Below are 22,261 nucleotides of genomic sequence, written 5' to 3'. Positions count from 1 at the left end.
CCCGCCGAGACGCAACAGTAAGCTATTGCGCCCACGCCGACCGTGTCAGGGCCAACACAGACATAACATCGTTGGATGTGTCCGCAACCGGTCGATTGCTGACGATTCGACGCCGAGCGCGCGAGAGAGGAGAGGGATCGAGTAGAGCGCGGACCTCAATGCTGCTGATTCAATGGCCGGTTCGATATGAAGCGGAGTGGATTGGACAGTATGGGAAAAAGGCCTCCGTTCGCGCTGTAGAGCGTTTTCCAGTTATCGCCATCGCGCATTTGAAGCTTCCGGCCCCGGCCGCGGTGCACCGCGACCCGGGCGTCACCGGATACCCAAGCATCGATCGCTCGGTCAAATTCTTCCGCAACTGTTTCAAAAGGGGAGAAGTATGACCAAAAATCGGCCACGCCGAAGTTTAACGCGTCCCCGTTCTGAAGACCTAACATGATGGGCATAGAAAGTTTCTGTTGCTCGGGAAAAATCCAAAGCGTCTCAATAGGTGCTTCTGGCGCAACTGAGTATGAAAGGCCGTGACGTTCGGCGAAGCGTTGGAACAAAGCCTCAGCTTGCGGGGTGTAATCTTTGCGCTTCACAAGAGCTGTATAATGGGCTGACGAAACTCCACAATCGGTCGATACCGGTCGTTGCGACAATTTCGCGCGAATGACCGCTAACGACCGATTCCGGACGTTGAAAAATGTGGTGCCTTATCTTAACCTCCAGCCCAACGGCTGGGGGCGCTATGGGCAGATTGCAGCGAACAGGATCATCGCGGCACGCCACCGAATTAGTTCGGCTCGGGTGGCAAATTGAATATCAATTCTTTGGGGGTGACGACGCGGAGCCTTACGAGATTGGACTCCTATGGAATGGTGTCGGCGAACCTAAATCAGCGGCTCCGAGCGTCGATGACTGGTTGACACCTGAAGGCGTGTATCCGCTCTCAAGCGAAAGAGACATTCGCCATCAACACACATTGCGATAGGGTCCGCTTCCGACCGATTGCGGAAGCTCAAGTTGGGCCGTAAGATGGATCATGCCTTACAGATCACCAGAATGGGCGCGCCAAGATATCCGTGAACGCGCAATAGAGGCGCTGAATCAGCTACGTGGTAATAGGCAGATGGCCGGCAAAGTGCCTTATAGCGATTATTTGGACGCGATGAACGAGCGTTTGTCGGATTTTTTGGATTCGGATGGCTATGCTTCTGATGAGCTGAAAGCGATCTCCGAGGTTCGAAACGCCTTGATCCCGCTATTGGATCTACGTTCTAAACATCCCAGCCACGATGCAATAGAAGCACTTCAAACTGTCGCCGACAGAGCGTTCTCATTAGTGGCGGGAGGCGATCGGCTTACGAACGAATGACTGCTTCCCACCCCGAAGCCGACCTTTGGCTCTCGCTTCCCATTGACCCTGCGTTAACCATTATCGGTCATCACCTGCGGATGATTCCGAACGTGGGTGGCGCAATGAAATTCGAGTCCATAAATCCGGCGGCTCCGATCCTCGACCAATCGGTGGCGGGCGACTGCGGCGAGCTGGCCGTCGGGTGCAGCGAGGCGGCGGGGCGGATCAAGCGCTCGACCGACCAGATGGACCGTCAGATCGTCGAGCTCGGGCGGCTCGAGGAGTTCGTCGTCGGCCTCGAGGCCGACCAGCGTCAGATCGCCGATTCGACCGATGAAGCGAAATTGCTGTCGGCGCGTGCGTGCGAGCAGCTCGACACCGGCGCCGAGCGCGTCAACGCGGCGGTCAGCGAGTTCCGCTCGGTCATCGATCTCGTCGCGCGGCTCGGCACGCATGTCACCAATTTCGCCGCGGTGATGGCGCAGGTGCAGCAGGTCAGCCAGTCGATCGAACAGATCGCCAAGACCACCAACATGCTTGCCTTGAACGCGGCCATCGAAGCCGAGCGCGCGGGCGATGCCGGGCGCACCTTCGCCGTCGTCGCCGCCGAGGTGAAGAAATTGGCGCAGAATACGCGCAGCGCGACCGACGAGATCCGCCGGTCGATCGGCAGCCTCGCGACCGAGGCCAGCGGCCTCGTCACCGAAATCCAGTCGGGGGTCGAACAGTCGAGCCGCGCCGAGGCGCAGTTCGAAACGATCACCGACGCGCTGCACGACGCGACGCATCTCGTCGCGCTGCTCGACGACCAGAGCGACCGGATCGCGCAGTCGAGCGCGATGGTGCATGCAAACGGCGCCAAGGTGCGCGACGCGGTCGACCGCGTCGTCGCGTCGGTGCGCGACAATAGCGCCACGCTGGACGGCACGCGCGATTCGATCCTGAAAATGGAGCATGTGTCGAACCGCATGTTCAACGCGGTGATCTCGGCCGGGGTGTCGCCGAAGGATTCGGCGGTGGTCGAGCTCGCCTCGCGCGTGCGCGACCAGTTTGTCGCGATCGCCGAACTGGCGCTCGCCAAGGGCGAGCTGTCGATGGAGCAATTGTTCGACACCAATTATGTGCGCGTGCCGGGGTCGAACCCCGAACGTTTCCGCACCACGCTGTGCGACTGGGCCGACACCAATTGGCGGCCGCTGTTCGACCATGTCGTGGCGAACCATCCCGAGGTAAAGATGTCCTCGGCGGGCGATATGAACGGTTTCCTGCCGACGCATATCACCGACTGCTCGCGCGCCCCGACGGGCGATGTCGTTCACGATACCGCGCATTGCCGCAACGGTCGCATCCTGTTCGACGACACCGACAAGGCGGCGAAAAAGAGCAACGCGCCCTTCTTCATGGCGGTCTATCGCCAGGAGGGCGACGGCACCAACTATGTTACGGTGCGCAACGTCTATATGCCGGTGGTGATCAACGGCCGCCGCTGGGGCGACGTCGAAGTGGCCTACCAGCTTTGAGTAAATCCTCCCTGTCGCGAAGCGATGGGGAGGGGGACCGTTCGCGAAGCGAATGGTGGAGGGGCCAGCAACGTTGCGCCATGGCCCCTCCGTCAGCGCTTCGCGCTGCCACCTCCCCATCGCTCCGCGACAGGGAGGATCGAGTTGTCAGCTGCCCTGGCGGCGGGCCATGAAGGCGAGCTTTTCGAACAGCATCACATCCTGCTCGTTCTTGAGCAGCGCGCCGTGGAGCGGCGGGATCGCCTTGCCGACGTCGCGGTTCTGCAGCACCTCGAGCGGCATGTCTTCGTTGAGGAGCAGTTTCAGCCAGTCGATCAGCTCGCTGGTCGAGGGCTTTTTCTTGAGGCCCGGGACGTCGCGGACTTCGTAGAAGATGTCCATCGCGCGGCTGACGAGCGTCTTCTGGATGCCGGGGAAATGGACCTCGACGATCGACGCCATCGTGTCGCGGTCGGGGAATTTGATATAGTGGAAGAAGCAGCGGCGCAGGAACGCGTCGGGCAGTTCCTTCTCATTGTTCGAGGTGATGACGACGATCGGGCGTTCCTTGGCGGTGATCGTCTCGTCGGTCTCATAGACGTGGAACGCCATGCGATCGAGTTCCTGGAGCAGGTCGTTCGGGAATTCGATGTCGGCCTTGTCGATCTCGTCGATCAGCAGCACGGGGAGCTTGGGCGAGGTGAACGCCTCCCACAATTTGCCCTTGCGGATGTAGTTGCGGATGTCGTGGACGCGCTCTTCGCCGAGTTGGCCGTCGCGGAGGCGCGCGACCGCGTCATATTCGTAGAGGCCCTGCTGCGCCTTGGTGGTCGACTTGATGTTCCAGGTGATCAGCGGCGCATCGAAGGCCTTCGCGATTTCTTCGGCCAGCACGGTCTTGCCGGTGCCGGGTTCGCCCTTCACGAGCAGCGGGCGGCGCAGCAATGTCGCGGCGTTGACCGCGACCTTCAGGTCGTCGGTCGCGATATAGGCGCTGGTTCCTTCGAAGCGCATGGGCGGAGAGCCTTTCCCTTAACGTGAACGTCAAGGGGCATAGCGGCGCATGCGGGGCGGCGCAAGCGCGCCTGACGAGGCGTCAGTTAATGATTGCGGCTCGCGGCGCGGGCTTCGAGCAGGTCCCACAGGCCGCTGTGCTGCGCGATCAGCTGCTGTGCGCCGAAGACGAGCGCGCGTTCTGCCGCCGGGGTATCGGCGACCGCGCCGGCGAGGCGCGCGGTGTCGCGGAGGTCGGGAAGGGCGCAGCGCGGCGGCGCCATGTCGAGGCGCTGGGCGCTGATATCGAGCAGCACGCGGATCGTGCGCCAGTCGAGCGTCAGCGCGATCGCGGCACCGACGGCGCAGCCGTGGCGGTCCGATTCGGCGAGCATGTCGAGCGCCTTGCGCTGCGCGGCGACGGCGGCCTCGCACTGGTCCTGCCCTTGGGTGCTGGGCACCGGGCCGACCGCGGCGGCGATCTTCGAGAGGAAGGCGCGTTCCTGGACGAAGGCGTCGGCGGCCTCGTCCATCCACGCGCGCGACGCGGGGGCGACCGACTTGCGCGCGGCGAGGTCGATGACGCCCGGATGGCGCCCGTGGAGGAGGCAGAGGAAATGGACGGCGTCGGCGAGGTTGCGCATGGCGTCGGGGCCGTTCGACAGCCCGCCCGCGCGGACGTGGCGATGCGCGCCGGTGCCCTCGCTGGCGACCAGCGAATCGAGCATTTCGGCGACGCTGCGCGCCTGCGACTGGAGCTGGGGCGACTGGCTCAACGCGTCTTCCTTGCCTGCGGGCAGCGCGGCTGCCGAACTTCATCCGGACGGCATAAAGCAACGCAGTAAACAGCGCGTTTATGAGGGGTCCGCCATCTGCGGAATCTGTGTGTCAGGGCGAGACACAAAGGCGCCGGCAAGCGGGGGATGCTTGCCGGCGCCGGTTGCGGATCGAAGCGGGCGGGCGCGGGGAGAGGGAGTGCCCGCCCGGCGTCGATCAAGCTGCGAGGGCGAGTTCCTCGGTGGCCTCGGCCGGTCGCGCACCCTCGACCGCGGTCAGCGCGGGCTGGGCCGCGGCCTTCTTCGCGGGGAAGATTAGGCGCGAGGCGAGCACGACGGCGCCGAGGCCGAAATAAGCGGCGAAAGTCTGGACGGGGAAGAAGAAGAGCGGCGCGATGAACGCCAGGCGCAGCCAGGTCGGGTTGAAGCCGAAGTCCTGACCGACGGCTTCGCAGATGCCGAACATCGTGTCGCGGCGCTGGAAGAGATTGGTGCTGGTCGTGTCCTGGCTCATCGTCTTGTCTTTCCTCTTGCCCGCGGCGGGGGATACCGCGGCTCTGTCCCATGTTAAGCAATGGGCGTGCCAATTTTGCGCTCTCCCGGATTTCCGGGATTTTTTCGGTTTCGGCCGCGCGCGCCGCTGCTTTGGGTCTCGGGCGAATTCCCATCGGACGGGAAAATCGACCATTTGTTCGCAGCGGAACGGCAGCTGGTTACAATGCCTATATCCCCGCCGCGATCATCGCCGGGGCGCTATCTGGGGCGCAAAGATGAAGATTTTAAGGGGCTTGGCAAAAATAATTGTGCGGTGCACAACCGCGGGCGCCGATCGTCAGCGCTGGCTCTCGCGCCACAGCCGCTTGTTGTTGCGCTCCATGCGCAGATATTCCCAGAAGGTCGGGGTGGTGAAATGGCGCCCGGCCTGCTGCGGGGTCGCCGCCGCGGTGTGCGCGTCCCAGTCGGCGAGCAATGCCGCAAAGGCCTCGGGCAGCTCTTCGCGCACCTTGTCGTTGGTGCGGCGGATCGTGTCGGCGAGCCTCGGCTGGAAATCGATGTCGACCGCGCGCTTGTAGAGGATGTCGCCGGTGTCGATGCCCTTGTTGATGCGGTGGATCGTATAGCCCGACTGCGTCCGCCCGAAATAGATCGGCCACACGACGCTCTGCGCGCCCGGATATTCGGGGAGCAGCTCGCCGTGGAAATTGACGAAGCCCTGGACGGGCACACTGAACACGCGCGAGGCGATATAGGAGTTGCCGACCGACAGACCGACGTCGGGGGCGTAGTGTTTCAGCGCCTCGACGGTTTCGTCGCAATTGACGCGCGGGACGGTGACGATCGGGATGCCGTGCGCCTTGGCGACCTCGCGCGCGTCGGTGCGCATATCGTGCCCGAACCATTTGCGGATGCGGATGCCGTTGAGCGCACCCAGCGGCCCGATCTTCCAGATTTTCTGGAGCATCTTCTTGCGGCTGCGCTTGGCGACGATGGTTTCGGAGACGATCAGGCAGACAAGTTCGACCTCGGGAACGCGCGTCAGCCGTTCGAGCACCACGCCCGAGCCGCCGATCGGCCCGCTGGTCATCAAGGCGACGCGCAAGGTCATGCCTCGCGGAAACCCCGCGCCCAGACCATCAATTCGTGGAGCGGCCAGTGGAATTCGAGCTGGTGGCGCGGGATGTCCATGACGTCGGTTACGCCGGGGCGGACGGCGCCGCGCACCGCGCTGAAATTGCTGGTGAAGCCCGCGTCGGCGATCGCCGCGCGGCCGTGCTCGTCGATGTCGCTCGCGGTGCCATAGGGCCAGGCGAAGCTGTCGCAGCGCTGGCCGATATGCCCCTCGATGATCGCCTTGGCACCCGCGATCTCATCGGTCAGCCGTGCGGGATCGTGTCCGATCTTCGACAGCCGCGCGTGGGTGCGCGTGTGGCAGCCGATCTCGCCGATGCCCGTAGCGGCGGCCTTTGCCTGGTCCCAGTCGAGCGTGCGGACGCGCGCCTGGTAAGCGGGCATATGCGCAAAATAGGCGGCGAGCGTGTCGGGATCGGCGTCGATCAGGTCGGTCGCGACGAACATGATATAGGGAACGCGTTCGTCCTCCATCACCGGGCCGCCGGCTTCATAGACGCTGGCGAAGCCGTCGTCGAAGCTCAGGTGAAAGAAGCGACCGTCGCTTGGCCTGCCGTCCGCGATGATCGCGCGGAGCGTCGGCGTGTCGACGAACTCGCCCTCCTGCTTCGCGGCCTTCAGGAAAGCGCGGAAGGTCGGGACGGTGTCGGGGAAAACCGCATGGGCATAGAGGCAGCGGACGAAGGGCTCCGTTTGCCGGCGCTGCTTCAGCGCTTCGAGCCGGATGCGTGCGGCGCGGGCCGCGCTGCGCGCTCTGGCGCCCCAGCCGCTTATGGGGGGCCAGGCCTCGGCGGCGGTTTCGGCAAAGGTCGGCGTGGCGGGCATCGTTGATGCCAATGGCAAATCTGGGGGCGGGGTTCAAAGTATTTGTCGTGGGGGTGGCGGCTTTGGGTTGGAACTAAGCCATTCCTCTCCCTTGTAGGGAGGGGTTAGGGGTGGGTAGCGAGCGTAGCGAGCAAGAGGCAGAGCGCCGCCTTCGGCGGCCACCCACCCCCGGCCCCTCCCTTGCAGGGAGGGGAGATCAACGTCCGCTCTCGCCCGAAAGCGGCCCTCGCGCTTGCGCCCCAAAAGAAAAAGGGCGCGGATCTTACCCCGCGCCCTAAATCTAACCCAGCAAACCGCGCTTACTGGTCGAGGAACGACCGCATCTTGCGGCTGCGGCTCGGGTGCTTGAGCTTCCTCAGCGCCTTCGCCTCGATCTGGCGAATACGCTCGCGCGTCACGCTGAACTGCTGGCCGACTTCCTCGAGCGTGTGGTCGGTGTTCATGCCGATGCCGAAGCGCATGCGCAGGACACGTTCCTCGCGCGGGGTGAGCGACGCGAGCACGCGCGTGACCGTTTCCTTGAGGTTCGACTGCACCGCGGCATCGACCGGGATGACGGCATTCTTGTCCTCGATGAAATCGCCGAGGTGGCTGTCTTCCTCGTCGCCGATCGGCGTTTCGAGGCTGATCGGCTCCTTGGCGATCTTCATCACCTTGCGGACCTTTTCGAGCGGCATCGACAGGCGCTCGGCCATTTCCTCGGGCGTCGGCTCGCGGCCGCTCTCGTGGAGGAACTGGCGGCTGCAACGCACCAGCTTGTTGATCGTCTCGATCATATGGACCGGGATACGGATCGTGCGCGCCTGGTCGGCGATCGAGCGGGTGATCGCCTGCCGGATCCACCAGGTCGCATAGGTCGAGAACTTGTAGCCGCGGCGGTACTCGAACTTGTCGACCGCCTTCATCAGGCCGATATTGCCTTCCTGGATGAGGTCGAGGAACTGCAGGCCGCGGTTCGTGTATTTCTTGGCGATCGAGATCACGAGGCGCAAATTCGCCTCGACCATTTCCTTCTTAGCGATGCGGGCTTCGCGCTCGCCCTTCTGGACCATGTTCACGACGCGGCGGAATTCGGTCAGGCTCATGCCCGCGGCCTGGGCGATTTCGCTGATTTCCACGCGGATGCGATCGACCGCGCTCGCTTCGTTCTCGGCGAAGGCGGCCCATTTCTTGTCGATCGAACCGACCGCCTCGAGCCAGGTTTCTTCGAGCTCGCGCCCGACATAATTGTCGAGGAACGCCTTGCGCGGCACCTTGTGGCGCTCGGCGAGGCGCAGCATCTGGCCGCCCAATGCGGTCAGGCGGCGGTTGTAGCTGTAGAGCTGGTCGACGAGATATTCGATCTTGGTGTTGTGGAACTGCACGCCTTCGACCTGCGCGGTGAGGTCCTCGCGCAGCTTGTGATATTTCTTTTCCGATGCCGCCGGAAATTCGCCGATGCCCGACAGCGCGTCTAGCCGGGTTTCCTGCAGCTTCGAAAAGGCCTTGAAGCTCTTGGTGATGTTGGCGAATTTCTCGAGCGCGTCGGGCTTGAGCAATTCCTCCATCGCCGCGAGGCTCAGCGTATTGTCCTCGTCGTCTTCCTCGAAGCTCTCGCGCTTGCCCGAGGTGCCTTCGCCGTCCTCGTCGTCATCGCTGGCGGCGGGCTCTTCCTCGACCTCGTCCTCGTCCTTGAACGAGACGCCGGCGGTCTTTTCGCTGATCTCGCCGTCATCCTCGGCGCCCTCTTCCTCGAGGTTTTCGGGCGCCGGATCCTTCGACAGCATCGCTTCGAGATCGACGATCTCGCGCAGCTGCATGTCGCCGTTGTTGAGCGCGTTCGACCATTCGATGATCGCGTTGAAGGTCAGCGGGCTTTCGCACAGTCCCAGGATCATCGTGTCGCGGCCCGCCTCGATGCGCTTCGCGATCGCGATTTCGCCCTCGCGGCTGAGCAGTTCGACCGCGCCCATTTCGCGCAGGTACATGCGGACGGGATCGTCGGTGCGATCGACCGTTTCCTTCTTCTTCTCGATCGCGGGGTTCGACAGCGAACCGGTGCCGGCGCTGACGTCGACCTCGTCGTCGGGTTCCTGGTCGGCCTCTTCCTGGACGTCCTCGTCGCTCTCGACGATGTTGATGCCCATGTCGGAGATCGCCGACATGATGTCCTCGATCTGCTCCGACGACATCTCGTCCTGCGGCAGCGCCGCATTCAACTCGTCATAGGTCAGGTAACCGCGCTTCTTGCCGCGCGCGATCAGCTTTTTGACATCGGCCTCGTTCAGGTCGATCAGCGGGCCGTCGGTGTCGGTATCGGTGTCGGTGTTCTTGGTGGCCATTTACGGTTCCTGCCTAAGGGGCACTAATGAGCTGTTCGGACTGCACGTTTGGAGGTGGAGTGCCGCAGTTTTCGCGCCACTTCGGCCTCTGTCGCTTTCCAGCCATCGATTGAATGAGAAGTGCAATCCGCGGGCTCTAAGCAATGTCGTTGCCCTATTATACACTTTCATTGCCCCCAATATGGCAAGCAACCCCTCGCAATCAAGCCCTTCGCGACGGCTTGAGTTGTCAAGCCCACCGGCGCTTAGTCCATCCAATCCAACGCCTCACCATAGAGCCTTGAGCGCTCGGCCCTCAGAAGCTGTTGGCGCCTTTGGATCGCGTCGTATGTTTCAGGGGAGAAGTTGTTGATCAGGTCTCTATCCAGCCTCTCGAATTCCAGATTCAAATCGGTCTCAACGGCAAGGAAATTTATGAATTTTGGCAGGCGTTCTTGGACGAGTTCAGGCTCTATGTTCCAGCTAAATCGAAGATCCTTTTGGAGATCAAATTTGTGAATTGAATCGAACTCGCCCCTCGCCACGATTTGAGCAATGGCGTCATCGTCACTTCCAGGGTTTTTGAACAAGAAATCACAAATGACGTCCTGCCAGCGCTTCAGGTCATCGTAAATTTTGTCGTCGAGCATCTTGATCGCGCCAATGCTTTCATAGTGATTCAGCAAGAATTGCGGGAACCGCGAAGCGGCGTGGAATGCGCTTCTCACGTATGATTTGTACAGAACGATGTTCTGTTTTTCGGAAGTCGCGATAGCTGACTGGTAGATGGTGTGTCGGTCTTTCGCGTTCCATCCGAAATCCTGATAAAAGCGTGTTTTGAACCAGCTCCTGTACTGATCTGAGATCACCTTGTCCGGCGTAGAATCCGCGATTTCAGTGAGCGAATTTAGAAGCTTGGCTCTTCCTTCAGGGACGTTGAAGTTTGTTTCCAGAAGCGTTGACTGATAAGTGAACTCTGACAACGGTACAGCGCCCGCAATCAGGTTTTCAAATGTTTGGCTTCCTTGATTCCGGACCACATCATCCGGGTCTTGGCCCGGAGGCAATTGTGCAATTTTTACGGTTTTACCGTTAGGCAAAATCTTGATTGCCAAGTTCGCGGCTCTCCTTGCCGCTTTCGTTCCTGCGTTATCGCCGTCGAAGCAGAGAACTGGTTCGTCTACCATGCGCCAGATCATGCCGAGCTGGTTCTCGGTCAGCGCGGTGCCGAGAGGCGCGACGGCGTCAACGATCCCCGCCTCGGCGAGCGCGATGACGTCCATATAGCCCTCGACGACGATGATGCGGTTCGTCTGGCGCGAGGCGGGCGAGGCCTTGTCGAGATTGTAGAGCGTGCGCCCCTTGTCGAAGAGCGGCGTGTCGGGCGAATTCAGATATTTGGGCTCGCCGTCGCCGAGGATGCGCCCGCCGAACGCGATCACGCGGCCGCGCGCGTCGCGGATCGGGATCATCAGCCGGCCGCGGAAGCGGTCGTAAGGCTCCTTCTCATCGACCGCGATGAGCATGCCCGATTCGACGAGCATCGCGGTCGGGAATTTCTTGAGCGCTTCCTTGAGCGCGCTGCGGCTGTCGGGGGCGAGGCCGAAGCCGAAGGCCTTGCGCGTCGCCTCCGAGATGCCGCGCTTCGCCAGATAGTCGCGCGCCGGGGCGCCGTTGCTGCTGCCGAGCTGCTGGGTGAACCAGTCGGCCGCGGCCTGGACAACATCGCGCAAGCTCGCTGCCTCCTCGGCCTTTTTGGCGGCGCGCGGGTCGGCGGCGGGGACCTCCATGCCGGCCTCGGCGGCGAGTTCCTTGACCGCGTCCATGAAGGAGAGGCCGCGCTGATCGGTCATCCAGCGGATCGCATCGCCGTGGGCGCTGCAGCCGAAGCAATGGTAGAAGCCTTTCTCGTCGTTGATCGTGAAGCTGGGCGTCTTTTCGTTATGGAAGGGGCAGCAGGCCTTATATTCGCGGCCGGCGCGCGTGACCTTCACCGAGCGCCCGATCAGGGTCGACAGCGTGATGCGCGAACGCAGTTCGTCCAGCCATTGCGGGGTGAGCGCCATAATATGGATATGCCCACCCCCGCGCCCGCCCGCAAGCGGGGCGGGGCGTTAGGGTTTAGCTCAAAGCCGCCTTCACCCACCCGCTCGCCTTGCTCATGTCGAGCTGCGAGCCCAGCCGGTCCTTCACCGCGGCCATCACCTTGCCCATGTCCTTGAGGCTCGTCGCGCCGAGTTCGTCGACAATGGTCTTGATCGCGGCGGTTGCTTCCTCGTCCGAAAGCTGCGCGGGCAGGAAGTCCTCGATCACCGCGACTTCCGCCGCCTCGATGTCGGCGAGTTCCTGGCGGCCGCCCTGTTCGTACATCGCGATCGACTCGCGGCGCTGTTTCACCATCTTCTGGAGCACGTCGGTAACGAGCACGTCGTCGTCGGCCGGCGCGGTGCCGGTGCGCAGTTCGATGTCCTTGTCCTTGATCTTGGCCAGCATCAGCCGGATGGTACCGAGCCGCGCCTTGTCGCCGCCCTTCATCGCGGCAACCTGCGCAGCCTTGATGTCGTCACGAATCATTGCGTGTTCCCATGCGCTGCAAATTTCGGAAAGGCCCTCTCTAGCGGCAAGTTTCCGAATCGGATAGCTTGTGAATCACTTTTTTGCCGCCTACTTGGTCGGCCGTTTAGCCCCCCGTCCGGAGCATGTTGAATGGCACCAGCCAACCCCTCTGCCGCGCCCAAAACGCCCCCTGCCGGTGCCACCGGCGTCCTCGTCCTGGCCGACGGCACGATCCTGTGGGGGCTGGGCTATGGCGCCGCAGGGGCGGGCGTAGGCGAGATTTGTTTCAACACCGCGATGACCGGCTATCAGGAAATCCTGACCGACCCCTCTTACGCGGGCCAGATCATCACCTTCACCTTTCCGCACATCGGCAATGTCGGCGCGAATCCCGAGGATATGGAGCGTGAAAAGCGCGCCGCGATCGGTTGCATCACGCGCGAGCTGCCGACGGCGCCGAGCAGCTTTCGCAGCGTGCAGACGCTGCCCGACTGGATGAAGGCGCAGGGGCTGATCGGGCTCGCCGGCATCGACACGCGCGCGCTGACCCGCCGCATCCGCGACGCGGGCGCGCCGACCGGCGTCGTCGCGCACAGCCCCGACGGCCAGTTCGACATCGACCGGCTGCTGCTGCTGGCACAGGGCTGGCCGGGGCTGGAGGGCATGGACCTCGCCAAGACGGTGACGCGCGAACGGCAGGGTGCGTGGGACGCGGGCGTGTGGCACCTCGGCTCGGGCTATGAGGTCTCGGACCACAAGCGCGCGGGCGACGCCGCGCCGCATGTCGTCGCGGTCGACTATGGCGCGAAGGACAATATCTTCCGCAACCTGGTCAAGGCCGGCGCGCGGGTCACGGTGGTACCTGCCAAGACCGGGCTCGACGACATCATGGCACTGCGCCCCGCAGGCGTATTCCTGTCGAACGGCCCGGGCGATCCCGCCGCGACGGGCGAATATGCGGTGCCGGTGATCAAGGGGCTGCTCGAGCGTAACGTGCCGATCTTCGGCATCTGCCTCGGCCATCAGCTGCTCGGGCTGGCGGCGGGCGCCAAGACCGTAAAGATGCATCAAGGCCACCGCGGCGCGAACCATCCTGTACAGCGCGTCGGCGGCGATTTCGATGACGGCGTGGTCGAGATTACCAGCATGAACCACGGCTTCGCGGTCGACACCGCGACCTTGCCCAAGGGCGTGGTCGAGACGCACCGCAGCCTGTTCGACGGGTCGAACTGCGGCATCGCGATCACGGGGAAGAATGCGTTCAGCGTGCAATATCACCCCGAGGCGAGCCCGGGGCCGCAAGACAGCTTCTACCTGTTCGAGAAGTTCGTGGGCGGGCTGAAATGAGCTTCGCCGACCAGCTCGACGCGCTGGCGGCCGATGCGGCGGCGCATCCCGAGCGCTGGGGCGCGGGGGTGCGGCTCAACATCACTTGCGCGCGGCGGCTGCCCTATGAGGCGGTGCAGCTCGCCGAGGCGCGCGGGTTCGGCGAAGCGCGGGGGGTCGGGCGGCATCACCTGATCTTCGAATATGCGGATGTCGTGCCCGACGCGGCGTGGGTCGCGGCGACGGCGCGGCCGGTGCTCGACTTCATCGCCGAAGTCGGCGGGACCGACCCGCAGATCGGCGTCGATCGGAATGTGCAGTGAGCGATCATGCAGCCTTTCTCCCTCGCCCCCTTCAGGGGGAGAGGGAAAAGCCGCGTATGCGGCGAAGGGAGAGGGGGCGAGTTCGCGTCCTTGGCCTGCGCTTCTTGCATGCCCCCTCTCCTTGGCTCCCTGCGGTCGCCGTCCCTCTCCCCCTTAAGGGGGCGAGGGAGTTAGGTGAAGTCGTTGCCGAGCGCGACCAATATGGCGCGGGCGACACCTGCGGGGTTGGTCAGCACGTCGCCGTTGGTGAAGCGGATGACGCGGTAGCCCTTGCCCTCGATGAAGGCGGTGCGCGCCGCGTCATAGGCTTCACGCCCAGCGTGGCTGTCGCCGTCGAGTTCGATCACCAGTCGCGCCTCGCGCGCCGCGAAGTCGGCGACATACGGCGCGATCGGGAGTTGGCGGACGAATTTGACGCCGCCGAGGCGTTTGGCGCGAACGATATTCCACAACGCCGCTTCGGGCGGCGTCTGCTCCGTACGCAGCGTCTTCGCAAAATTTCGGGTCGGGATGTCGCGCTTCGTCATCTGCTGTTCCCCCTCTCCCTTCGCCGCTTCGCGGCTCTTCCCTCTCCCCCTAAAGGGGGCGAGGGCGTTTATAGAGTGCCATAATGCCCAAAAGAACCGACATCCAATCCATCCTCGTCATCGGCGCCGGCCCGATCGTTATCGGCCAGGCGTGCGAGTTCGACTATTCGGGGACGCAGGCGATCAAGGCGTTGAAGGAGGAGGGCTATCGCATCGTCCTCGTCAACTCCAACCCGGCGACGATCATGACCGATCCCGACCTCGCCGACGCGACCTATGTCGAGCCGATCACGCCCGAGATCGTCGCGAAGATCATCGCCAAGGAGCGCCCCGACGCGGTGCTGCCGACGATGGGCGGGCAGACCGCGCTCAACACCGCGCTGGCGCTGTTCAACGACGGCACGCTGACGAAGTACGGCGTCGAGATGATCGGCGCCGATGCCGAGGCGATCGACAAGGCCGAGGACCGGCAGAAGTTCCGCGACGCGATGGACAAGATCGGGCTGGAAAGCGCGCGCAGCGGTGTCGCGCACACGCTCGACGAAGCCTTTGCGGTGCTCGAACGCACCGGACTGCCCTCGATCATCCGCCCGTCGTTCACGCTCGGCGGCACCGGCGGCGGCATCGCGTACAACCGCGAGGAATTCGAGCATATCGTCCGGGGCGGCCTGATCGCCTCGCCGACGACCGAGGTCCTGATCGAGGAATCGCTCCTCGGCTGGAAAGAATATGAGATGGAGGTGGTGCGCGATCGCAAGGACAATTGCATCATCATCTGTTCGATCGAGAACGTCGATCCGATGGGCGTGCACACCGGCGACAGCATCACCGTCGCGCCAGCGTTGACGCTGACCGACAAGGAATATCAGATCATGCGCAACGCGAGCATCGCGTGCCTGCGCGAGATCGGGGTCGAAACCGGCGGGTCGAACGTCCAGTTCGCGGTGAACCCGGCCGACGGCCGCCTGATCGTGATCGAGATGAACCCGCGGGTGTCGCGCTCGTCGGCGCTGGCGTCGAAGGCGACCGGTTTCCCGATCGCCAAGGTCGCGGCAAAGCTCGCGGTCGGCTACACGCTCGACGAGATCATGAACGACATCACCGGGGTCACCCCGGCGTCGTTCGAACCGACGATCGACTATGTCGTCACCAAAATCCCGCGCTTCGCCTTCGAGAAGTTCAAGGGCGCCGAGGCGACCTTGTCGACCGCGATGAAGTCGGTCGGCGAGGTGATGGCGATCGGGCGCACCATCCACGAGAGCCTGCAGAAGGCGCTGCGCGGGCTGGAGACCGGCCTGTCGGGCTTCAATTTCGTCGACCGGCTGGTCGGCGCGAGCCACGACGTGCTGCGCAGCGAGCTCGCCAAGCGCACCCCCGACCGGCTGCTCAACGCCGCGCAGGCGATCCGCGAAGGGCTGCCGCTGACCGAGATCAACCGTGTCGCCGGTTACGACATGTGGTTCCTCGAACGCATCGAAGAAATCGTCGACGCCGAGAAGCAAGTGTGCCGCGACGGCCTGCCGCGCGATGCCGAAGGGCTGCGCCAGCTGAAGGCGATGGGCTTTTCGGACAAGCGGCTCGCCTATCTGGCGCTCCAGTCGGCGAACCTTCACCCTGGCACCCGCCGCGCGACCGCGCGTGGTTCGGGCCTGATCCACGAGGCGGTCAAGGCGATGACCGGCGGGGTGACCGAGGCCGAAGTGCGCGCGCTGCGCCACAAGCTCGGCGTGCGCCCGGTGTTCAAGACCATCGACACCTGCGCCGCCGAGTTCCAGGCGCAGACGCCCTATCTCTATTCGACCTATGAGGCGCCGACCTTCGGCACCCCCGAGTGCGAGGCGAACCCGTCGGAGCGGCAGAAGATCGTCATCCTGGGCGGCGGCCCGAACCGGATCGGGCAGGGGATCGAGTTCGATTATTGCTGCTGCCACGCGTGCTTCGCGCTCGAGGAAGCGGGTTACGAGACGATCATGATCAACTGCAACCCGGAGACGGTGAGCACCGATTACGACACCTCGGATCGCCTCTATTTCGAGCCGCTGACCGCCGAGGATGTGCTCGAGATCCTGCACGTCGAAATGTCGAAGGGCACGCTGGTCGGGGTCATCGTCCAGTTCGGCGGGCAGACGCCGCTGAAGCTGGCGCAAGCCTTGTCCGACGCGGGCATCCCGATCCTCGGCACCTCGCCCGACGCGATCGACCTCGCCGAGGACCGCGAGCGCTTTGCGGCGCTGGTCAACAAGCTCGGCCTGAAACAGCCCGAGAACGGCATCGCGCGCAGCCGCGAGGAAGCCGTCGCGGTCGCGGCGCGCATCGGTTACCCGGTGCTGACGCGCCCCTCCTATGTGCTCGGCGGCCGCGCGATGGAGATCGTCGACGATCAGGCGCAGCTCGAAAATTATATCGAGACCGCGGTGCAGGTGTCGGGCGATTCGCCGGTGCTGATCGACCGCTATCTGCGCGACGCGATCGAGGTCGACGTCGATGCGCTCTGCGACGGCACCGACGTGGTCGTCGCGGGCGTGCTCCAGCATATCGAGGAAGCCGGCGTCCATTCGGGCGACAGCGCCTGCTCGATCCCCCCCTACAGCCTGTCGGCCGAGATCGTCGCCGAGATCGAGCGTCAGACCGATGCGCTGGCGCGCGCGCTCGAGGTTCGCGGGCTGATGAACATCCAGTTCGCGGTCAAGGGCAACGAGGTGTACCTCATCGAGGTCAACCCGCGCGCGAGCCGCACCGTGCCCTTCGTCGCCAAGGCCGTCGGGTCGCCGATCGCGAAGATCGCGGCGCGGGTGATGGCGGGCGAGAAGCTTGCCGACCTGCCGAAGATCAACCGCGACATCGCGCATGTCGCGGTGAAGGAAGCGGTCTTCCCCTTCGCGCGCTTCCCCGGGACCGACCCGGTGCTGTCGCCCGAAATGAAGTCCACCGGCGAAGTCATGGGAATCGACAGTAATTTCAACCTGGCCTTTGCCAAGGCACAGCTCGGCGCGGGCGACCGGCTGCCGACCGACGGGCGGCTGTTCGTGTCGGTCAAGGACAGCGACAAGCCACGCATCGTGGGCGCGGTCCGCCAGCTTCGCGCCTGGGGCTGGCGCGTCATCGCGACCGGCGGCACCGCCGACTATCTCGACGGACAGGGCATAGCGGTGGAACGCGTTAACAAGGTCGCCGAGGGCCGCCCGCATATCGTCGACCGGATCAAGGACGGCGACGTGCAACTGATCTTCAACACCACCGAGGGGTGGCAGAGCCTTCAGGACTCGCAGTCGATCCGCGCGTCGGCGCTGGCGGCCGACATCGCATATTATACCACCGCGGCGGCCAGCGATGCAGCCACTCAGGCCATTGGAGCGTTGCGCTCGCACAGTCTTGAAGTGAAGCCGCTTCAGGACTATTATTGAGGGACCGCTTCACCCCCCGACATCGACGGAACCAGCGGCTCTGCCGCCCGGCGCTCTCCCGCCGGGGCAGGATTATTGACGAAGGACAACAGGATAATGGCAAGCGTTGAAAAGGTGCCGATGCTGGCAGAAGGCTATGAGAAGCTGAGCACGCAGCTCAGTGCGCTCAAGGCCGAGCGGCCGCTGATCGTCGATGCGATCGAGGAAGCGCGCGCGCATGGCGACCTTAGCGAAAATGCCGAATATCACGCCGCGAAAGAGCGTCAGGGCCAGGTCGAAGCGACGATCGGCGACCTCGAAGACAAGCTTTCGCGCGCGCAGGTCATCGATCCGACGACGCTGTCGGGCGACCGCATCGTGTTCGGCGCCACCGTCACTCTCGCCGACGAGGACGACAAGCCGATCCGTTACCAGATCGTCGGGCAGGCCGAGGCCGATGCCAAGGACGGCAAGATCAGCTACAACTCGCCGCTCGGCCGCGCGCTGATCGGGCGCCGCGTCGACGACGAGATCGAGGTGACCGTGCCCGCGGGCGACAAATATTATGTGGTGACCAAGATCGAATTCGTCTGACCGGGTGCCCGCGTCGATGAACGCCGCCCGGACACCCGTCATCACCGGCTATGCGGTGGCGTGCGCCGTCGTTTTCGTGCTGCTCGCGATCACCGGTTATGAGCAGCAGGCCTTCGTCGGCGCGGGGTTCATCCCGGGGCGGTTCGGCAGCGAGTTGATCGCGCCGCCGGGGACGCTGCTGCCGTTCATACTGACGCCCTTGTCCTCGGCCTTCCTGCACGCCGGGGTGCTGCACCTCGTCTTCAACATGGTCATGCTGATCTTCATCGGACGCCAGCTCGAAGCGCCGCTCGGTTCGTCGGCGACCGCCTTCCTGCTCGTCGCGGGGGCCTATGCCGGCGCGCTCGCGCAGTGGATCGCGAACCCCGGCTCGCTCGTCGTGGTGATCGGCGCCAGCGGGGCGATTTCGGCGCTGCTCGCGGTCTATGCGCTGATCTTCAGCCGCACGCGAACCGCGGCGATCGGGCCGATCCCCGGCCATTGGGTGCGCGCCCTGTGGCTTGCCGCGGCGTGGATCGGGCTGCAACTGCTCATCGGTTTCGCGGGCGGCGGGGACTTCGCCAATATCGCAATCTGGGCGCATGTCGGCGGCTTCCTCGCCGGGCTGCTGCTGGCGCGCCCGCTGCTGCGCTGGCGCTTCAAGGGGCGCTGAGGCCCAGCTTCCCCGTTCCGTTTGTGTCGAGCGAAGTCGAGACACGCCGACACCACGCCAGACGTGTCTCGACTTCGCTCGACACGAACGGGAATTAGATATGGGCCAATAACCCGCCCACCAGCAGCATCGCGACGCGCACGTCGATGCCGCAGCCTTCGGCGCGTTTCGCTGCGATGAAATCCTCGATCCCGGCGAGCGCCACGCGGTGGACGATGATGTCCTCGCTGTCGACCCCGCCGCCTTCGCCGATCTTCGTCAGCCCAGTCGCGACGAGCAGGGTGAAACTTTCGCTGACCATGCCGGGCGAGGAGTAGAATTCGCCGACGGTGCGCCAGTGGGCGGCGGCATAGCCCGTCTCTTCGTCGAGTTCGCGCGCGGCGGCGAGTTCGGCGGCTTCGCCCGCGGTGTCGTCGCCGACCAGCCCCGCGGGCATCTCGACGCAGTTCATGCCCATCGGCACGCGATATTGCTCGACCAGGATGATATGCCGCCCGTCGGGGCCGTCGTCGATCGCTAGGATCACCGCGGCATGAATGCCGCGCGCGCGCGAGACATATTCCCACGTCCCCTGCTGCTTGACCGTGACGAAGCGGCCCTCCCAGCGCGTTTCGATGGGGGTGCCGGGGGCGGGGCGGGACATGCTGATCCTTCCAAGTCCGTTCGCCCTGAGCTTGTCGAAGGGCCGTTCTTTTTCGACGTTAGAGGCAAGAACGGTGCTTCGACAAGCTCAGCACGAACGGCTGAAAGGGAATCTTACAATTCGATCAGCCGATCGGGCAGCTCGTTCGGATTTTCGCTGCCGCGCGGGAAATGCTCGGCGAGCACGACGCCCATCTGGCGTACCGCCTCGGCCATGCCTTCGCCGGGGCGCCCGGCACGGACATGGTCGATCAGCGCCGCCATGGCGTCACCCCACACGTCGGGCGACACTTTCGCCGCGATTGCTTCGTCGGCGACGATGTCGGCGCGATGCTCCTTCAGGCTGACGTAGAGCAGCACGCCGGTGCGGCCGAGGGTCTTCGCCTCGGTCCCCACTTTGAACAGATCCACCGCTCGCGCACGGACGCGGCCCGCGAGGATCGCGCGTGGGGTCAGCCACAGCCGCAGCGGGCGCCACAGCAGGATCAGCCAAATACCGATCCATTTGATGACGCCGATTGCGATCACGCTGTCGAGCCATTCGTTCGCGGTGAGGTCATAGCCCCAGCCGCCGGTCAGCCGGTCGTAGAGGCCGCGATAATATTCGGGGAAGAGCGCGATCACCGACATCGCGATAAAGGCGATGACGCTGGCCCAGACGAGCGCGATGTCGTCATAATCGTTCGATTGCGCGGCGATGACCGTGACGATCTCGCCGCTGGTGCGCGCCTCGGCCGCGGCGACCGCGGCGGTGACGAGGTCGTGATCGGCGGCGCTGACGTGATTGACTTTCATGGTCCGCTACCCCTTACCAGCCGCCCGACGCGCCGCCGCCGCCGAAGCTGCCGCCGCCGCCCGAAAAGCCGCCGAAGCCACCCCCGCCACCGCCGCCGCTGCTCCAGCCACCCCATGACGATCCGCCGCTGCTGCCGCCGCCCCAGTCGTCATCGTTGCCCCAGATGATGATCGGGGCGCCCCACGGGCTGTTCTTGCGGCGCCGCTTCCGGCCCTTGCGCCCGAGGCTCGACAGGATCGGCAGTATGAAGAAGAAAAAGATGATGATCGCGACGAAGATCAGCCCGCCGATATCGCCGTCGTCGGCGCGGTCGCGCTCCTCGGCCTCGATCTGCGCGGCGCGCGCCGCGGCTTCCTCGGGGGTGAGTTGGATCTGCTCAGCGATGGCGTTTACGCCCGCCTGAATGCCGCCGGGCATGTCGCCGTCCTTGAAGCGCGGTGTAATATCGCCGCGAATGATGCGGCCCGCATGGATGTCGGTAAAAACCGAGTTCAGCCCATATCCCACCGCGATGTAGACGCGGCGTTCATTGGGCGCGACCAGCAGGAGGACGCCGTCGTCGGCGCCCTTTTTGCCGATGCCCCAGTGCCGCCCGAGCCCGATTCCATAATCGGCCACGTCATAGCCCTGTAGATCCTTGACTGTCGCCACGACGAACTGGTGGCCGGTGCGGGTCTCGATCCCCTCCAACTGGGTGTCGAGCGCCGCCTCTTCGGCAGGGGGTATGACGTTGGCCTCGTCGACGACACGGCCGGTCAATGCCGGATAGGTCTGCGCCGCCGCGGGAACGGAGATCAGGGACAGCGCGATGGCCCAGCTGAACAAGATCGCTTTCATGGCCGGTCTCCCGTCTGTGCGGCGATCGAGTCGATACCCAATTCGAGACCGCCGGAATAATCGCCCTGCCGGAACCGGGGTGTCATCCTGTTCACGATCGAAAGCGCCCGCTCGTCGGTCAGTTGCTTCCGCAGTCCGTCGCCGGTCGCGATCCGCATCTGTTTTTCCTTCGGCGCCAGCAGGATGACGATACCGTCGTCATGCCCCTTGCGCCCTATTCCCCAGCGATTGCCCAGGCAGGTGGCAAAATTCCCGACATCGACGCCGTTCAGGTCGGTCGTCGTCGCCACGACCATCTGGTGCTGCGTCCGTTCCTGATAGCGGGCAAGCCGCTGCGACAGCGAGGCTTCGACTTCGGGCGTCAAGATATCGGCTGCGTCGGTTATCCTCCCGCGCAGAGCAACCGGCGGCACGCCATCGCAAGCCGCCGGTGCGAGCCGGGAGTGCGGGGCGTCTTCCGGATCGACGGTCGGCGAGGCCTGACAGCCGCCGACGACCAGCAGGATGGCGAGCAGAACCGCGCGGGCGGCGGCTGCCATGGCTATTGCCCGAAATCGACCTTGGGCGCGATTTCGGCGTTCGGGGTCACCGCCTCATAGGGGATCATCGGCTTGGCGCCATGCACGATCTTGGCCCCGATGATGTCGGGGAAGGTGCGGATCGTCGTATTATAATCCTGCACCGCCAGCGTGTAATCGCGGATCGCGGTGTTGATCTTGGTCTCGGTGGAATCGAGCGAGACCATCAGAACGGCGTAGCGTCCCTGGCTCTTGAGGTCGGGATATTGCTCGGAGATCGCGAGCAAGCGACCGAGCGCGCTCGACACATTGCCTTGCGCCTGGCGAAAGGCCTCGACCTTGGCCGGGTCGCTGAGATCGTCGGCGCTCAGCGTGACTTGCGTCGCGGATGCACGCGCCTGGATCACGCCCTCGAGCGTCGCCTTCTCCATGCCTGCCGCGCCCTTTACGGTCTCCACCAGATTGGGGATCAGATCGGACCGGCGCTGATAGGCGGCCTGAACCTCGGCCCAGCGCGCTTTCGCCGCCTCTTCCTTGGTGGGCACGCTGTTGATGCCGCAGGCGGACAGGCTCATCGCGGCGACGGGCAGGATCATCCAGCGGGCGGAACGCATGGTCATGGTCTTAAGGCTCCCTCCGGCGGCGTTTTGCCGCAACAATACAGATAATAGGATGGCGCTTGCCTTTGTGCAATCCGCGCGGCACTTTCGGGGCGCAGGACCAATCCTCCGGGGAGAGCCAAG

22 protein-coding genes are annotated in these 22,261 nt (G+C 64.2%); 7 read left to right on the top strand and 15 right to left on the bottom strand.

The annotated features are described in order from the left end of the window. Window positions 1–155: 155 nt before the first annotated feature. Window positions 156–584: a hypothetical protein gene (locus BWQ93_RS10510; protein ID WP_156878204.1), complete on the bottom strand. Its 429-nt coding sequence runs from the start codon at window positions 582–584 to the stop codon at window positions 156–158. A gap of 443 nt (window positions 585–1,027) precedes the next feature. Here BWQ93_RS10510 and BWQ93_RS20810 point away from each other — a divergent pair, with 443 nt between their 5' ends. Both BWQ93_RS20810 and BWQ93_RS10505 read left to right on the top strand, forming a co-directional pair. Then, complete coding sequence (locus tag BWQ93_RS20810) at window positions 1,028–1,360, top strand: hypothetical protein (RefSeq protein ID WP_156878203.1); 333 nt, start codon at window positions 1,028–1,030, stop codon at window positions 1,358–1,360. A gap of 104 nt (window positions 1,361–1,464) precedes the next feature. Further along, window positions 1,465–2,862 (top strand): methyl-accepting chemotaxis protein, encoded by a 1,398-nt coding sequence (locus BWQ93_RS10505; RefSeq protein ID WP_077030505.1) that lies wholly within the window; start codon window positions 1,465–1,467, stop codon window positions 2,860–2,862. A gap of 147 nt (window positions 2,863–3,009) precedes the next feature. Here the strand turns inward: BWQ93_RS10505 and BWQ93_RS10500 are convergent, their stop codons facing one another. The 8 genes from BWQ93_RS10500 to BWQ93_RS10465 form a co-directional block, all read right to left on the bottom strand. Then, complete coding sequence (locus BWQ93_RS10500; RefSeq protein ID WP_077030504.1) at window positions 3,010–3,855, bottom strand: AAA family ATPase; 846 nt, start codon at window positions 3,853–3,855, stop codon at window positions 3,010–3,012. 86 nt (window positions 3,856–3,941) lie between these two features. Continuing rightward, a complete protein-coding gene (locus tag BWQ93_RS10495) occupies window positions 3,942–4,610 on the bottom strand; it encodes a DUF6975 family protein (protein WP_077030503.1) in 669 nt (222 codons plus the stop codon). A gap of 217 nt (window positions 4,611–4,827) precedes the next feature. Continuing rightward, window positions 4,828–5,124, bottom strand: a complete 297-nt coding sequence (locus BWQ93_RS10490) for a PspC domain-containing protein (protein WP_077030502.1) — start codon at window positions 5,122–5,124, stop codon at window positions 4,828–4,830. 318 nt (window positions 5,125–5,442) lie between these two features. Then, on the bottom strand, window positions 5,443–6,216 hold the full coding sequence (locus BWQ93_RS10485; protein ID WP_077030501.1) for a formyltransferase family protein: 774 nt from the start codon (window positions 6,214–6,216) through the stop codon (window positions 5,443–5,445). Then, window positions 6,213–7,064 (bottom strand): polysaccharide deacetylase family protein, encoded by an 852-nt coding sequence (locus tag BWQ93_RS10480; protein WP_077030500.1) that lies wholly within the window; start codon window positions 7,062–7,064, stop codon window positions 6,213–6,215. Before BWQ93_RS10480 ends, BWQ93_RS10485 begins: the two co-directional genes overlap by 4 nt. Before the next feature lie 299 nt (window positions 7,065–7,363). Beyond that, on the bottom strand, window positions 7,364–9,385 hold the full coding sequence (gene rpoD / locus BWQ93_RS10475) for an RNA polymerase sigma factor RpoD (protein WP_077030499.1): 2,022 nt from the start codon (window positions 9,383–9,385) through the stop codon (window positions 7,364–7,366). Window positions 9,386–9,630: 245 nt separating this feature from the next. Then, complete coding sequence (gene dnaG, locus BWQ93_RS21240; RefSeq protein WP_232314585.1) at window positions 9,631–11,430, bottom strand: DNA primase; 1,800 nt, start codon at window positions 11,428–11,430, stop codon at window positions 9,631–9,633. Between the two features lie 55 nt (window positions 11,431–11,485). Continuing rightward, the gene (locus BWQ93_RS10465; protein ID WP_077030498.1) at window positions 11,486–11,938 is read right to left on the bottom strand and encodes a GatB/YqeY domain-containing protein; all 453 of its coding nucleotides are present in this window, start codon (window positions 11,936–11,938) and stop codon (window positions 11,486–11,488) included. Between the two features lie 132 nt (window positions 11,939–12,070). Here BWQ93_RS10465 and carA point away from each other — a divergent pair, with 132 nt between their 5' ends. Together carA and BWQ93_RS10455 are read left to right on the top strand one after the other, a co-directional pair. Continuing rightward, the gene (gene carA, locus BWQ93_RS10460) at window positions 12,071–13,267 is read left to right on the top strand and encodes a glutamine-hydrolyzing carbamoyl-phosphate synthase small subunit (protein ID WP_077030497.1); all 1,197 of its coding nucleotides are present in this window, start codon (window positions 12,071–12,073) and stop codon (window positions 13,265–13,267) included. Then, window positions 13,264–13,569, top strand: a complete 306-nt coding sequence (locus BWQ93_RS10455; RefSeq protein WP_077030496.1) for a hypothetical protein — start codon at window positions 13,264–13,266, stop codon at window positions 13,567–13,569. Before carA ends, BWQ93_RS10455 begins: the two co-directional genes overlap by 4 nt. Before the next feature lie 170 nt (window positions 13,570–13,739). On the opposite strand, the gene BWQ93_RS10450 is transcribed toward BWQ93_RS10455, so the two are convergent. Then, complete coding sequence (locus BWQ93_RS10450) at window positions 13,740–14,096, bottom strand: endonuclease domain-containing protein (RefSeq protein WP_077030495.1); 357 nt, start codon at window positions 14,094–14,096, stop codon at window positions 13,740–13,742. An 83-nt stretch (window positions 14,097–14,179) separates the two neighbouring features. Between BWQ93_RS10450 and carB the strand changes: the two genes are divergently transcribed. The 3 genes from carB to BWQ93_RS10435 all read left to right on the top strand — a co-directional run bounded on the left by carB (window position 14,180) and on the right by BWQ93_RS10435 (window position 18,725). Beyond that, window positions 14,180–17,500 (top strand): carbamoyl-phosphate synthase large subunit, encoded by a 3,321-nt coding sequence (gene carB, locus BWQ93_RS10445; RefSeq protein WP_077030494.1) that lies wholly within the window; start codon window positions 14,180–14,182, stop codon window positions 17,498–17,500. A 96-nt stretch (window positions 17,501–17,596) separates the two neighbouring features. Beyond that, the gene (gene greA, locus BWQ93_RS10440) at window positions 17,597–18,073 is read left to right on the top strand and encodes a transcription elongation factor GreA (RefSeq protein ID WP_077030493.1); all 477 of its coding nucleotides are present in this window, start codon (window positions 17,597–17,599) and stop codon (window positions 18,071–18,073) included. A gap of 16 nt (window positions 18,074–18,089) precedes the next feature. Continuing rightward, a complete protein-coding gene (locus BWQ93_RS10435; RefSeq protein ID WP_077032323.1) occupies window positions 18,090–18,725 on the top strand; it encodes a rhomboid family intramembrane serine protease in 636 nt (211 codons plus the stop codon). A gap of 94 nt (window positions 18,726–18,819) precedes the next feature. On the opposite strand, the gene BWQ93_RS10430 is transcribed toward BWQ93_RS10435, so the two are convergent. The 5 genes from BWQ93_RS10430 to BWQ93_RS10410 all read right to left on the bottom strand — a co-directional run bounded on the left by BWQ93_RS10430 (window position 18,820) and on the right by BWQ93_RS10410 (window position 22,138). Next, on the bottom strand, window positions 18,820–19,368 hold the full coding sequence (locus tag BWQ93_RS10430; protein WP_077030492.1) for an NUDIX hydrolase: 549 nt from the start codon (window positions 19,366–19,368) through the stop codon (window positions 18,820–18,822). A 113-nt stretch (window positions 19,369–19,481) separates the two neighbouring features. After that, a complete protein-coding gene (locus BWQ93_RS10425) occupies window positions 19,482–20,162 on the bottom strand; it encodes a TPM domain-containing protein (RefSeq protein ID WP_077030491.1) in 681 nt (226 codons plus the stop codon). A gap of 13 nt (window positions 20,163–20,175) precedes the next feature. Further along, window positions 20,176–21,000: a TPM domain-containing protein gene (locus BWQ93_RS10420; RefSeq protein ID WP_077030490.1), complete on the bottom strand. Its 825-nt coding sequence runs from the start codon at window positions 20,998–21,000 to the stop codon at window positions 20,176–20,178. Continuing rightward, window positions 20,997–21,539, bottom strand: a complete 543-nt coding sequence (locus tag BWQ93_RS10415; RefSeq protein ID WP_077030489.1) for a TPM domain-containing protein — start codon at window positions 21,537–21,539, stop codon at window positions 20,997–20,999. The genes BWQ93_RS10420 and BWQ93_RS10415 overlap by 4 nt, the downstream gene beginning before the upstream one ends. A gap of 2 nt (window positions 21,540–21,541) precedes the next feature. Beyond that, entirely contained in the window at window positions 21,542–22,138 is a 597-nt protein-coding gene (locus BWQ93_RS10410; RefSeq protein WP_077030488.1) for a LemA family protein, read from the bottom strand. Window positions 22,139–22,261 lie beyond the last annotated feature (123 nt).

It is taken from the genome of Sphingopyxis sp. QXT-31, assembly GCF_001984035.1.
GTDB lineage: Bacteria > Pseudomonadota > Alphaproteobacteria > Sphingomonadales > Sphingomonadaceae > Sphingopyxis.
Note: the sequence above shows the minus strand (reverse complement) of the source record. Positions and strands in the feature narration are given on the sequence as shown.